At 65.4% G+C, this 13632-nt stretch carries 9 protein-coding genes and 1 tRNA gene; 5 read left to right on the plus strand and 5 right to left on the minus strand.

Annotated features, from left to right (window positions below):
* Positions 1 to 67: 67 nt before the first annotated feature.
* Positions 68 to 141, minus strand: a tRNA-Met gene (locus tag ACFYOW_RS20170).
* A 567-nt stretch (positions 142 to 708) separates the two neighbouring features.
* On the opposite strand from ACFYOW_RS20170, the gene ACFYOW_RS20175 reads away from it, so the two are divergent.
* Positions 709 to 1260: a transglycosylase family protein gene (locus ACFYOW_RS20175; RefSeq protein WP_387289917.1), complete on the plus strand. Its 552-nt coding sequence runs from the start codon at positions 709 to 711 to the stop codon at positions 1258 to 1260.
* Between the two features lie 109 nt (positions 1261 to 1369).
* Here ACFYOW_RS20175 and ACFYOW_RS20180 read toward each other — a convergent pair whose 3' ends face one another.
* Entirely contained in the window at positions 1370 to 4372 is a 3003-nt protein-coding gene (locus ACFYOW_RS20180) for a UPF0182 family protein (RefSeq protein WP_387289919.1), read from the minus strand.
* A 482-nt stretch (positions 4373 to 4854) separates the two neighbouring features.
* Here ACFYOW_RS20180 and ACFYOW_RS20185 point away from each other — a divergent pair, with 482 nt between their 5' ends.
* On the plus strand, positions 4855 to 5445 hold the full coding sequence (locus tag ACFYOW_RS20185; RefSeq protein WP_387289921.1) for a PPA1309 family protein: 591 nt from the start codon (positions 4855 to 4857) through the stop codon (positions 5443 to 5445).
* On the opposite strand, the gene ACFYOW_RS20190 is transcribed toward ACFYOW_RS20185, so the two are convergent.
* Positions 5446 to 6471, minus strand: coding sequence for a PDZ domain-containing protein (locus ACFYOW_RS20190; protein ID WP_387289924.1), 1026 nt, complete (start codon positions 6469 to 6471; stop codon positions 5446 to 5448).
* Positions 6472 to 6598: 127 nt separating this feature from the next.
* Here ACFYOW_RS20190 and ACFYOW_RS20195 point away from each other — a divergent pair, with 127 nt between their 5' ends.
* The 3 genes from ACFYOW_RS20195 (at position 6599) to ACFYOW_RS20205 (ending at position 10391) form a co-directional block, all read left to right on the plus strand.
* A complete protein-coding gene (locus tag ACFYOW_RS20195; RefSeq protein WP_387289927.1) occupies positions 6599 to 8008 on the plus strand; it encodes a zinc-dependent metalloprotease in 1410 nt (469 codons plus the stop codon).
* Positions 8009 to 8096: 88 nt separating this feature from the next.
* Positions 8097 to 8963, plus strand: coding sequence for a hypothetical protein (locus ACFYOW_RS20200; protein ID WP_387289930.1), 867 nt, complete (start codon positions 8097 to 8099; stop codon positions 8961 to 8963).
* Positions 8964 to 9038: 75 nt separating this feature from the next.
* Positions 9039 to 10391, plus strand: a complete 1353-nt coding sequence (locus tag ACFYOW_RS20205; RefSeq protein WP_387290097.1) for an ABC1 kinase family protein — start codon at positions 9039 to 9041, stop codon at positions 10389 to 10391.
* 148 nt (positions 10392 to 10539) lie between these two features.
* Here the strand turns inward: ACFYOW_RS20205 and ACFYOW_RS20210 are convergent, their stop codons facing one another.
* The gene (locus ACFYOW_RS20210; protein WP_373864748.1) at positions 10540 to 10860 is read right to left on the minus strand and encodes a WhiB family transcriptional regulator; all 321 of its coding nucleotides are present in this window, start codon (positions 10858 to 10860) and stop codon (positions 10540 to 10542) included.
* Between the two features lie 592 nt (positions 10861 to 11452).
* Positions 11453 to 13627, minus strand: coding sequence for an ATP-dependent DNA helicase UvrD2 (locus tag ACFYOW_RS20215; protein WP_387290099.1), 2175 nt, complete (start codon positions 13625 to 13627; stop codon positions 11453 to 11455).
* Between the last annotated feature and the right edge of the window lie 5 nt (positions 13628 to 13632).

The raw sequence follows: 13632 nt of genomic DNA on the forward strand, positions 1-13632 counted from the left end.
ACCGATATGCGCTCGAGCACCAACGAAAAACGGCCCGGAACATTTCTGTTCCGGGCCGTTTCCCTAGTAGCGGGGACAGGATTTGAACCTGCGACCTCTGGGTTATGAGCCCAGCGAGCTACCGAGCTGCTCCACCCCGCGTCGGTAAACACAACATTACACACGTCTACGCACGGAAGGCAAATCGCTTATCTTCCAGGGGGTTTGCCCTGGTCAACGGGGCGGATGCGGGGTCGCGGGCGAGCGAGGTGAGGTTGCGCACAGACGACTCCGAGGGGTGGTCGCGGGCATCTGCCGAATCCATCCACTGAACCCGAGCGATGGCGGCGGCGAAAGTCGTTCAGAACGCAACAGGCCGATCGACCAATGGCTTCAAACGTGACCTGGGCCACTATTTCACAGTGATCCCGAACACATAACGGTGCTATAACCGACCGTCCAGAATCCATTCTTATGGCATTTGCGACCTGCGCAAACACCGGTATACACGCTATTCGCATCATGCAATTGCGAAGTTATCAAGATGTGATCTGCCGAGATTTCTTCGTTACCGTCGATTCACGGCCCGGATCAAACGTGATGGGCTCGAACTCGAACCGCCGAACACCGGCGACCCTGTCCCGCGGTTCGAGGATCCCCGACACGCCTGGGGGCAGGGACTCGGCTTTCGCATTACCGGGGGCGGTGGGCGCAGGGAGGGAATACAACATGTCGAAGCACCGAAAGCTCAGCACCCGCGCCCTCGGCTATGCCGCTGTCACCGGCGCAATCGTTGCCGTCCCGTTCGGTCTTTCCACCGGCACCGCGGCCGCCGCCCCGGCCCATAATTGGGATGGCGTCGCGCAGTGCGAAAGCGGTGGCAACTGGGGTATCAACACCGGAAATGGCTACTACGGCGGTCTGCAGTTCTCGCAGAGCACCTGGGCGGCCAACGGTGGCGCCGGTTCCGCCAACCATGCCAGCAAGGAAGAGCAGATCCGAGTGGCCGAGAATGTGCTCGCCACCCAGGGTGCGGGCGCCTGGCCGGTCTGCGGTCAGTACCTGCGTGCCGGTGAGTCCGAGCCGAGCGCCCCGGCCGTCGTCGAGCCGGAGCCCGCCGCCCCCGCCGAAGCCGCCCCTGCCCCGGCCACCAATGTCAAGTCCGCCATCGAGCAGGCCAAGTCCGCGGGCTACCAGCTGGCCAAGCAGAACGGCCTCGAGGGCCAGTACCAGCAGCTGCTGGACCAGAACGGTGCACTGATCGACTCGTTCGGCCGCTGACGTAGGAATCGGACGTCACTCGGCAACGGCGCCGAGGTGGACGTCGGTTCGACGTCGATGAGAACGGCCCCGTCACCCGAATCCGGGTGACGGGGCCGTTCTAGTTGGATCAGCGACCAGCGTCCTGATACGCCTTCACCGCGGCGTCCAGTTCCTCCAGCGCCTTGCCGAAGTCCTGGAAGTTCCCGGACTTCATGGCATTTCGCACACTCTCGATCTTCTTGCTCAGCTCCGCGGCCGCCGCATCCTTGGCGGCGGACCCGGTCGCCGGCGGCGGCGTTGTGCCCTGTACCGGCGGTGCCGTGCCCTGCGTCGGTGGCGTGGCGCCGTGATCCGCCGGTGGCGTGGTACCCGGTTTCGGCCTGCTCGCCGGATCACCGCCGAACGGGGTGGCCAGCGAACCGGTCCCCGGCAGCACCTGATTCAGCGCATCGGCCAGGGTGGAGGCGAAACCGACCTTCACACTGCCCGCCACATCGCGATAGCTCACCAGTACCCGCAGCAGCTGCGGGAAGGTGGAACTGCCTGCCCCGGTATTTCGCTCGTTGTAAAACGGCTCCACATAAAGGATTCCGCCGTCGGCGATCGGCAAGGTCAGCAGATTGCCGTATCTGATCTTGTTCGAGTTCGACAGCAGCGTTTTCTGACTGGAGACTTCCGGCGCCGTCGTCATACTGTTCTGCGTTTGCTGCGGACCCTGTGTCTGCGTATCGGTCGGCAATTGCAAGATCGTGAATTTGCCGTAGCCGTCCGGGTCCGAGCGCACCGAAATATAGGCGGACAGGAACTGCCGGTTGTAGCCGACCATGGCGCTGCTCAGATTGAATACCGGCTTATTGTTCGCCGACGCGTCACCCAGCAGCACGTAATACGGCGGCTGATTGAAGGTGCCGCCCTCGGTGGTCGGATCGCTCGGTACCGACCAGAAAGCGTTGTTGGTGAAGAACTCTCGCGGATTGTCCACGTGGTACTTGGTCAGCATTTCGCGCTGCACCTTGAACAGATCCTCGGGATAGCGGAAGTGCGCGCGCAGTTCGGGTGAGATCTCGCTCTGCGGCTTGACCGCGCCAGGGAACACACCGCGCCAGGCCTTCAGCACGGGGTCAGTGGGGTCCACCTCGTAGAGGGTCACCGTGCCGTCGTAGGCGTCGACGGTGGCCTTCACCGAGTTGCGGATGTAGCTGACCTCCTTGCGCGGCAACAGCCTTCCGGTCTTCTTATCGATGCTGTCCTCGACCGCGCCCTCCAGCGAGGTGGTCTGCGCGTACGGGTAGTTGTCCAGCGTGGTGTACGCGTCGACGATCCACTGGATCCGGCCGTTGACGACTGCCGGATAGGCATTGCCGTCGGTGGTCAGCCAGGGCGCGACCTTCTGGACCCGCTCGCGCGGGCTACGGTTGAAGATGATCTTGGAGTTGTCCCCGATGGCCGAGGAGAACAGCAGATTGCGCTCGGTGTACTTGGCCGCGAACGCCAACCGGTTGAACCAGTTCCCGATCGACACGCCACCCTTGCCGCTGTAGGTGAATTGCGCTGTGTCGGAATCGTATTCGCGCGGCTGCGAACCGTTCACCGCGCCGACGATCGCGTAGTCCGGATTGGACTGCGAGATCAGCTCGCCGTAGTAGACGCGCGGCTGGTCGACCTTGATCTGCTGCTGGTCGGTCGAGTTGAACAGGTCGCTGACCAGGAAGATCGGGTAGCCGCTGTCACTGCTGCCGCCGGTATTGGCGTTCGGGTCCTCGTACTGCGGCCGGTTGACCCGGTTGGCGGGCGCCGCGACGAAGCCGTTGCCGTGGGTGTAGACGGTGTGCTTGTTGATCCAGTCGGTCTGATTACCGCTCAGCGCCGACGGGTGCAGTTCGCGGGCGGCCACGATGTAGTCCTGGGTATCGCCGTTGAGGGTGTAGCGGTCGATATCCAGCGACTCCGGGAAGCCGTAGAAGTTCTTCAGCTGCTTTAGCTGAGTGAAGGTGGGCGACAAGATATTCGGGTCCAGCAGGCGGGCATTGCCGATGGTCGCCGCGTCGACCGGAACTTCCAGCGGGCTCTTCGAACTGTCGCCCTTGTAGTCCTTGTACTCGATCTTGTCCGAGGTGATGCCGAACGCCTGCCTGGTCGCGGCGATATTGCGTTCGATGTATTCACTCTCTTTGTCGGCCGCGTTCGGGCGCACCGAGAACTGCTCGACGACCAGCGGCCATACCGCGCCGACCAGGACCGAGGAGAGCACGAGCAGCGCGGCCGCCATCGCCGGCACCCGCAGATCGCGCAGCACGATACCGGCGAAGAAGGCGATCGCACAGATCACCGCGATGGACAGCAGGATCAGCTTCGCGGGCAGCACGGCGTTGATATCGGTGTAGGAACCACCGGTGAAGGTCGGCTCCTTACGACTGCTCGACAGCAGCTCATAGCGGTCGAACCAGTAGGCAATCGCCTTGAGCAGCACGAAGATTCCGGCGATCACCGCGAGCTGGATGCGCGCGGGCCGAGTCAGCGTGCCCTCGCGCCCGGTCAGGCGCAGACCGCCGAAGACATAGTGCGTCACCAGGCTGGCGAAGAATGCGATGACCACCGCGACGAACAGCCAGTTCAGCACCATCCGGTAGAACGGCAGGTCGAAGGCATAGAACCCGACATCGAGACCGAACTGCGGATCCTTCTGGCCGAACGAGTCGCCATTGAGGAACAGCTGCACGGTGACCCAATTCGACTGCGCCACCAGTCCGGAGAGCACGCCGAGCAGCAGCGGGATGCCGATACCGAACAGCTTGAGCCGGCTCATCACGGTGGTGCGGTAACGCGCGATCGGATCGTTCGGCCCCGCCACCGGCACGAATACCGGCCTGGTCCGATACGCCAGCAGCAGCGCCAACCAGACGACCAGACCGACGAACAGCGCGACGGCGATGAACAACAGGATCCGCGTGCGCAGCACGGTGAGATAGACGCTGCGGAAACCGACCTCGCCGAACCACAACCAGTTCGTATAGGTGTCGGTCAGCCGCGGTCCCAGCAGCAGCAGCGCCGCCAGAATGATGGCCGCCACCAGCAGCACTCGGCTGCGTCGGGACAACGAAGGTAAGCCGGTGGGGGGCCGCATGCCCACGATGCCACTCTCCAAGGTCCGGCGGCGCGCGCACCGATGTTCTCGGCCGTGACACCGCAGTCCGATGTTGCAGGTGGTCCAAAGGGACCGTTTCGGCCCACTCTACGGAATCGGGCTGTGACACTGGCAGCGCCTGCTCTGTCTTTGGCCGCGCCTTCGGCGCGGCGTGTTCGCGGCCCCCGAGTGTCTCGCGTCCGAGTCGTCGAGACTCGCGCCTGCGGCGCATGCGCTTCGACGACTCGGACGCGAGACGGGCCGCGAACGGGTCGCTCGTAAAACTCGCTCCGTTGGGGGTCACCGATGGCGGATCGCTCGGCCACCGATACATACGCGACGGATGGTCGAGTGCAGCGACTTCGTCGCGTGCGCTTGGACGACTCGAACGCGAGACAGGCCGCGAACGAGTCGCTCGTAAAACTCACTCCGTCGAGGTTGCGAGATCGCGCTGCCCTCGATGTTGTCGCGCGGGCGCTGGTGCGAGGATGGGCGATGTGACCGCAGACCTGCACGCCGAACTCGTCCTCGCCCGTTCCGTCCGTGAAGTGGCGGAATTCGTCGATGCCGAGGGTTGGGGCAGACCGCCGCAGATGTTCGCGCTGGTGCCGACCGCCGATCTGGTCGCGGCCGAGCCCGGGTTGCTCGATCAGCTGGATCAGGGCAGCGAACTGACTCCCATTGCGCAGGAGTCGTTCCCGGAGGACATCACCGGCGGATCGATGGCGCTCGACGAATTCCTCGCGACCACCAGCTGGCCCGATGCCGTGAGCGGCTGTGTGCTCGTCCAGGAGATCGTCGTGCTGCCGCCGGATGCCGAGAGCACCCTCGACGATGCGCTCACCCCGCTGCTCGCCGATCACGAGGCCGCCGACGCCGCCGCGCGCGCCGCGGCCGAGACGCATCCTGGGCGGCGCACGGCCCGGCTGTTCGCCGCGGTACTTCGCGGCGGCGCGGATCTGTGTCTGCTGCAGGTCAAGCCCGAGGACGATGTCGACGACTTCGGCGATCTCGACCTGCGCACCTATCCGAATCTGGCGCCCAACCTCATCGAGGCACTGCACCACACGATGGAGTGATCAGCCGCAGGAGACGGTCTCCCGGCCCGCGTTGATGTCGTTGAGGGATTGCACGGCGCCGCTGAGGTTTTCGACCTTTACCAGGCGCAGGCCGTCGGGCGTGCGCTGTTTGGCCTCGTTGCAATTGGCGGCCGGGACCAGGAAGGTCTCCGCACCGGCGTCGCGCGCGGCCATCATCTTGTACTGGATGCCGCCGATCGGGCCGACCTTGCCGTCCTGATCGATGGTTCCGGTCCCGGCGACGAACTTGCCGCCGTCCAGTTCACCGGGGGTGAGCTTGTCGATCAGCGCGAGACTGAACATCAGACCTGCCGACGGCCCACCGATATCGGCGAGATTGAACGAGACCCCCATGGGCGGGCGCGCACCCTCGGTCGGGGTCAGGCCGAGATAGCCCTTGTTCGCGTCGTCGGGGCGCGCGGCCAGGGTGATGGTCGCGGTGTGTTCGGTGTTCTCGCGCCGGTAGGTCACGGTGATCTGCGCGCCGGGCGCCTGCGAGGACACCGCGGCAACGACATCCTTGGGCGCGGTCATCGGTGCGCCGTTGACGCTGACCAGCTCGTCTCCTGCCTGCAGCGTCTCCTTGGCCGGCCCGTCGTCGGAGACCTTGCGCACCAGCACCACCGTCGGCAGGTTCATGAAGTGCAGCGCCGCCACCTCGGCATTGCCCTCGGAATCCTTGAAGTCCTGCTGGTTGGACTTGTCGATCTCCTCGCGCGGGACACCGGGTGGGTACACCTCGGCGCGCGGAACCAGGCCGTGCTCACCGCTGACCCAGAACCCGAACGCCTCGAAGATGTTGAGTCCGTCGCGCACCGAGACCGTCGTCATATTCAGATGACCGGTCACCGGGTCCACCTCGGCGCCGCGGACGTCGACGACCTGCTTGCCATCGACCGAGCCGAGGGTATTGAACGTGGGTCCCGGCCCGAGTGCGACGAAGGGCACAGTGAGCAGACTGCCCACCACACCGAGGACGAGCACCGGGATCAGGGCGGCCACCAGGGTCAGGATCCGACGATTCACCTGGACCACAGTAATGATTGCCGCCGCGCCGGGTCGTACGAGGCGCATATTTACCGGCGTACGCGTGCCGGAGATTTCGCGCCGCGCGAACATCGACCCCCTACACCACACGCGTAATGTTTGGGGTATGAGTGACCTCCCCTTCGGATTCTCGAACCGCGATGACGACGACCGCAACCGCGGCGACGAGCCGAGCGGTGCCGGGGCGAACGATCCGTTCGGCTTCGGCGGGGCAGGCGCGGGTGGTTTCGATCCGGCCCAGCTCGGACAGATGCTCACCTCGCTCGGCCAGATGCTCAGTGGGATGGGGCAGCCGGGTTCGGCGCAGTCCGGCCCGGTCAATTACGACGTGGCCAAGCGATTGGCCCGCCAGCAGCTCGGCGCCAATGTGACGCCGGTCTCCGAAAGCACGGTCAAGGCCGTGGCCGATGCCGCGCACCTGGCCGAACTGTGGCTCGACGGCGCGACCACACTGCCCGCCGGCGCCACCAGAACCGCCGCCTGGACCGCCAACGATTGGATCGAGGAAACGCTGCCGACCTGGAAGCGGCTGTGTGATCCGGTGGCCGAGCAGATCTCCGGCATGTGGACCGCGCAGTTGCCGGAGGAGGCGCGCGAGTTCGCCGGTCCCATGGTCGGCATGCTCGGGCAGATGGGCGGACTCGCCTTCGGCTCCCAGCTCGGGCAGGCCCTCGGCCAACTCGCCAAGGAGGTGCTGACCTCCACCGATATCGGACTGCCCCTCGGCCCGACCGGCACCGCGGCGCTGTTGCCCGCGGCCATCTCGGAGTTCAGCGCCGGACTCGAGCAGCCGGAAAGCGAGATCCTAGTCTTCCTCGCGGCCCGCGAGGCCGCCCACCAGCGCCTGTTCGCACATGTGCCGTGGCTGCGTCAGCAGGTGCTCGGCGCGGTCGAGGACTATGCGCGCGGCATCAAGATGGACTTCTCCGCCCTGGAGTCGGCGGCCCAGAATATCGACCCGATGTCGCTGACCGATCCCTCGAAGCTCGAGGAGATCCTGTCCCAGGGCGCATTCGAACCGCAGACCACCCCGGAACAGAAGCAGGCCCTGGAGCGACTGGAAACGCTGCTGGCCCTGATCGAGGGCTGGGTACAGGTCGTGGTCACCGAGGCGATCGGTGACCGTCTGCCGGGTGCGGGCGCGCTCGCCGAAACCCTGATCCGCCGCCGCGCCACCGGCGGTCCGGCCGAGCAGACCTTCGCAACGTTGGTCGGACTCGAGCTGCGACCCCGCAAGCTGCGCGAGGCGGCGGCGCTGTGGCGGCGGCTCACCGCCGATGCGGGCATCGACGCGAGGGACGCCATCTGGGCGCATCCGGATCTGCTGCCGGCTTCCAATGATCTGGACTCCCCTGCGGGCTTCATCGATTCGGTGATCGGCGGCGGCGTGGACGCCTTCGACGATCCGCTGGCCCAGTTGGCCGAAACCGAGGCACGCGAGAAGGCCGAACGCGAGGCCGCGAAGGGTGACGGTGAATCCGGCCCCAACCTCGGCAAGGACACCGACGCGTCCTGAGACATGTCCTGTTGATAAGTGCGAATTCCTGTGGATTACTGCAGGTTTCGCGCTGATTCGCCGATGACCCGATCCGCATACTGCTGCCATGACGACGAGGCGGATGTGCGGGCCGATGCTGGCGCCGCGAGTGACGGTATTGGTGCGGTCGTCCGGAGTCGTGCAGTTGGGGTGGGATCCGGAGCGGGCACTGCTACTCGATCGGACCGCATCGGATACCGACACCGTGCTGGCATTCCTGCGGCTGCTGGACGGCATGCACAGCCGCCCGCAGATCATCTGGCGGGCCGGGCAATGTGGGCTCGAACCCGAGGATGCGGCGGAGCTGCTGAATCGCATCGATGACGCGGGGCTGCTGCTGCACCCGGATCCGCGCCTGGGGCGGGTGCGTTCGGTGCGGGTGCACGGACTCGGGCCACTCTCGGATGCGGTCGCGACCGGATTGCGGCGGCTCGGGCTGCGGCCGATCCGGTCACGTGGGTATCGCGCCGACGGTTCGGTGCTGGATTGGCACGGTGAACTCGTGGTGCTGGCCGATTCGCTCGTCATCGAACCGCGCCTGGCCAATGAGCTGGTGCTGCACGGGATTCCGCATCTGCAAGTCCGAATCCGCGATGGCAACAAGGGCATCGTGGGTCCGCTGGTCTTTCCCGGCCTGACGAGCTGTCTGCGCTGCCTCGACCTGACCCGCTGTGAGTACGACCCGGAGTGGCCGCAGCTGGCGAGCCAATTGCTCGGTCGGGTCGGGCACGCCTCACCTGCCGGGATCCTGGCTACGGCGGCTTTGCTGCTCGGCGAACTCGAAGCGATCATGCACTGTTCCCCCGAGCGTCAGCTCGACACCATGAACAGCACGATCGAACTCGAACTCGATACGCACCGGATCTCGCGCCGGGAATGGCCGCAGCACGACGGCTGCGGCTGCCGCCGTATTTTCGCTGGTGGGGCTGGATGAGAGTGTCGATTCTTACAGCCTGCCAAGCAAAGACATCAAGATTGTCGTGGCGATTTCACGGGTCCGTCCGCCATGATGGGTTACGTGTCTGAGATCGTGCGCCGTCGCTCGTCCCGCAATGCCAAGTTAGCCAAGATTCCGCTGGGTATCGCCGGACGAGCCGCCGTCGGGTTCGGTAAGAAGCTGGCCGGTGGCGATAAGGGGGAGATCAACGCCCAGTTGAACCAGAAGGCCGCCGAGCAATTGTTCACCGTGCTCGGTGAGCTCAAGGGCGGTGCGATGAAGTTCGGACAGGCGCTGAGCGTCATGGAGGCCGCGGTTCCCGAGGAGTTCGGCGAGCACTATCGCGAGGCACTCACCAAACTGCAGGCCGCCGCGCCGCCGATGCCCGCCGAGACCGTGCACCGGGTCCTGGACCAGCAGCTCGGTACCCAGTGGCGGCAGCGCTTTCAATCCTTCGACGACACCCCCGCGGCATCGGCGAGCATCGGCCAGGTGCACAAGGCGGTGTGGTCGGACGGCCGGACCGTCGCGGTGAAGGTGCAGTATCCGGGCGCCGACGAGGCGCTGCGTGCCGACCTCAAGACACTGTCGCGGATGACCGGTCTGCTCTCCTCGGTGATTCCGGGCGCGGATGTGAAGCCGCTGCTGGCCGAGATCACCGAACGCACCGAGGAGGAACTCGACTACCGCAATGAGGCCGCCAACCAACGCACCTTCGCCAAGGCCTTCGACGGGCATCCGGAGATCGTGGTGCCGAAGGTGGTGGCCAGCGCGCCGAAGGTGATCGTGACCGAATGGCTGGACGGCACCCCGGTCTCAGAGATCATCAAGCAGGGGGCCGAGGATCCGGAGGGCACTCGTGCGCTGCGCAACCGTGTCGCCGGACTGATGGGCAAATTCCACTTCTCCTCACCGGAGACCGTCGGACTGCTGCACGCCGATCCGCATCCCGGCAACTTCATGATGCTGCCCGACGGCAAACTGGCCGTCATCGATTTCGGCGCCTGCGCGCCCATGCCGGACGGCTTCCCCGAGGTCCTCGGCCGGATGCTGGCCCTGGAACTCGACGAACGCTTCGATGAACTGGTCGAGCTCATGTACGACAACGGCTGGGTGATTCCGGGCCGGACCGTCACCGATAAGGAGATCGCCGACTACCTGCGGCCGTTCACCGACCCGATCCAGACCGATTCGTTCCACTTCACCCGCAAGTGGATGCAGCGGGTGGCCGGTAAGGCTTCCGATATCGGCAGTCCGGATATGAAGACCGCGCGGGCACTGCAACTACCCGCGCAGTACGTGATGATCTTCCGCGTGCTCGGCGGTTCGGTCGGCATCCTGGCTCAGCTCGATGCGGAGCTGCCTTTCATGCAATTGGTGCGGGCCTGGATGCCCGGCTTCCGGGAGGAGCGATCCGCGAGCTGAAAGCCGAAAAGGATTGGCCGAGAACGCAAACGAGCCGCCCACCGGATCTCACGGTGAGCGGCTTGTTTGCTTTCTCGTTCCTGGGCCCTGCCCGAATCCGAACCGGCCGGATAGGCCTCAGTGACCGGAGGGAGGGGAATCACAGATCTCATACCGAGATCGCGACCTTGCGTGGACGTCCACGCGGGCGCTTGCGGGCGATCACGACACCCTGGTCGAAGATCTCACCGCCCCAGACACCCCAAGGCTCGCGCCGATCCATGGCCGCGGTCAGGCAGCCCTTTCGGATGGGGCAGGACGCGCACAGCGCCTTGGCCTGCTCCAACTGGACCGGGCTCTCGGCGAACCAGAGATCGGGATCTCCGGCTCGACAAGGCAGGACCTTTGTGACCTCCCGGGGGCGGGTGGGCCGTGCCACGGTTCGGCATGTCACGTCAGTAGTGGCTTGTGGCCTCTCTGCGGTGAACACGTCGTTCTCCTTCAGCTCGTTTGCAGCGGTACGTTCGTTCGTTCCGCGAAACCGAGGCCGGTGGTGGCTGAAGGGCCGGTAAAAAATACTGGCCACGGTTTCGCTTCGGGCGATCCGTGGCCAGGAGGTCGGGGAGTGTTCCCTACCTAGTTCGACATCTCTGTCGAATCCTGATCACGGTCGCTGGGTGTGCGGTGCGGCGGAGGCGTGCCTGCAGATCTGCCGGTGCATATCCGGCCTCAACTGCGAAGACGCCGGCTTCTGCCGTGTGGGCAAATGCCGGGTGCCAGCCCGCGCTTGGCTTGTCCTGAATGACGACGCAAATCGGGGAATGCATGCTCATGGCTTTGCCGTGATCCCCGGATACGCCGACACCGGACAGACCGATCCCCTGCAAAGCAGCGAGGATCCCCCGGGAGGCCGACATGACGGGTGCAGCATTCACCGCAACGCCCATAGCGCTGAAGTTCGTATTGCCATTCATCGGTCTGCCTCCCTCCTGTACTCGTGTCGGTAACTCTGCGCGCCGAGATGACCTCCCGGTGCGTGAATCCCACCATATGTGTTGCCGCTCATCGCGACAACCTATTTTCTACCTGCGGTTTTGTGGGCTTGACCGCAGCCGTGATGCCACTATCGACAACACCTCGGCCCCATATTGCTCGAGCTTCTTCGCCCCGATTCCCGGGATCGCGGCGAGTGCATTGTCATCGGCGGGCAGTTGCTCGGCGATCGCGGTAAGTGTGGTGTCGGTGAAGATCACGAACTCGCGCACCCGCAGATCCTGCGCTTTCTCCTCCCGCCACGCCTGCAGCGCCGCGAGTAGCTCGGCATCGAGTTCAGCCGGGCAGCGGCGGCAGCGGCCGAGCATTGTGGCGTAGGTACCGATCAGCGGTTTGGCACATACCCGACAGGTGGGGCGCACACCATTCGTGGCGCCGTCGGCACCCGGCGCGGCGATTCGCGAGGCCGGCGAGTCGTCGGGCACCAGGCCGTTGAGGAATCGGGAGCGCCGCCGCGTGCGCCTACTGCCTTCGCCGCGGGACAGCGCCCACGACAGTTGCAGGGATTCGCGGGCCCTGGTCACACCGACATAGAGCAGTCGCCGTTCCTCTTCGAGGGCGGCCTGATCGGCGACCGAACCGTCGTCACCCAGCACATGCGCGATCGGTAGCGTGCCGTCGGCGACACCGACGAGGAATACCGCATCCCACTCCAGCCCCTTCGCCGCGTGCAACGATGCGAGGGTTACGCCCTGGACGGTGGGTGGGTGCCTGGCCTCGGCGCGCGCGGCCAACTCGCGCAAAAGGCCGATCAGGTCGAGTGCGTCGTCCTGGTCGACCAACTCTTCGGTCAGGCGCACCAGCGCCATCAACGATTCCCAGCGTTCGCGCGCCTGAGCGCCGGCGGGTTCGGTTGCGGTGAGACCGACCGGCGCGAGTGCGGCGCGCACCAAGGTAACCAAGGCCTTACCACTGCGTGACTGGTCCGGCAGATCCTCGCGAGCGGCCACCTGCCGCAATGCAGATATGGCTTGCCTAACCTCATTTCGAGCGAAAAAGCCCTCGCCACCGCGGACTTGATAGGCAATGCCGAGTTCGGTCAGCGCCTGTTCGTAGGCCTCGGATTGCGCGTTGATCCGATAGAGCACCGCGATCTCGGCGGCCGGAGTGCCCGCGGCGATCAGTTTCTTGATCGACCGCGCGACCGCACGGGCCTCGGCCGGGCCGTCGTCGAATTCGGCGAACATCGGCTCCGGGCCGTCGTCGCGCTGGCCTACCAGTTGCAGCCGGGTGCCCGCGATACGACCGCGCGCGGCACCGATCACCCGGTTCGCCAGTGAGACCACCTGCGGTGTGGAGCGATAGTCGCGTTCCAAGCGGACTACCGTCGCCTCCGGAAAGCGGCGGGAGAAGTCGAGCAGATAGCTCGGGGTGGCACCGGTGAACGAGTAGATCGTCTGGTTCGCGTCGCCGACCACGGTCAGATCGTCGCGGTCGCCGAGCCAGGCATCGAGCACCCGCTGCTGCAGCGGCGTGACGTCCTGATATTCGTCGACCACGAAACTGCGGTAACGCCCGCGGAATTCGTCGGCCACCGACGGATAGTCCTCCAGCGCGGCGGCGGTGTGCAGCAGCAGATCGTCGAAGTCGAGCAGCAGACCGTCCGGTGTCGCCTTCAACTTCTCGTAGCCGCTGTAAGCTGCCGCGACCCGCATCGGATCGTAGGGCGGCTCGCGACGGTGTTTGGCCACGGCCGCCGGATAGTCCTCCGGTGCGATGAGAGTGGCCTTCGCCCATTCGATTTCGGTGAGCAGATCGCGGACGGCTTCGGTGTGCGAGGACAATCCGGCCTGATGTGCGGCCTGTGCCACGACCGGGAATTTGCGATCGAGCAACTGCCACGGCACATCGCCGACGATCTGCGGCCAGAAGTACTTGAGCTGGCGCAGCGCGGCCGCGTGGAAGGTACGGGCCTGCACCTGATTGGCCTCGCCACCGAGGCCGAGCGCCCGCAGGCGGTTGCGCATTTCCCCAGCCGCGCGCGCGGTGAATGTCACCGCGAGCACTTGGTCGGCTTTGACGTGTCCGGCGGAAACCAAATGCGCGATGCGATGGGTGATGGTCCTGGTTTTGCCGGTACCGGCACCGGCGAGCACGCAGACCGGACCCCGTGGCGCGCGGACTGCCGCGGCTTGTTCGGGGTCAAGCGAGTCCAACTCCGGGCGGATGGGCTCGCTCGTACTGGTTGCCGACACGACACACATCATGG

Source organism: Nocardia sp. NPDC006982 (assembly GCF_042869435.1).
Classification (GTDB): domain Bacteria; phylum Actinomycetota; class Actinomycetes; order Mycobacteriales; family Mycobacteriaceae; genus Nocardia.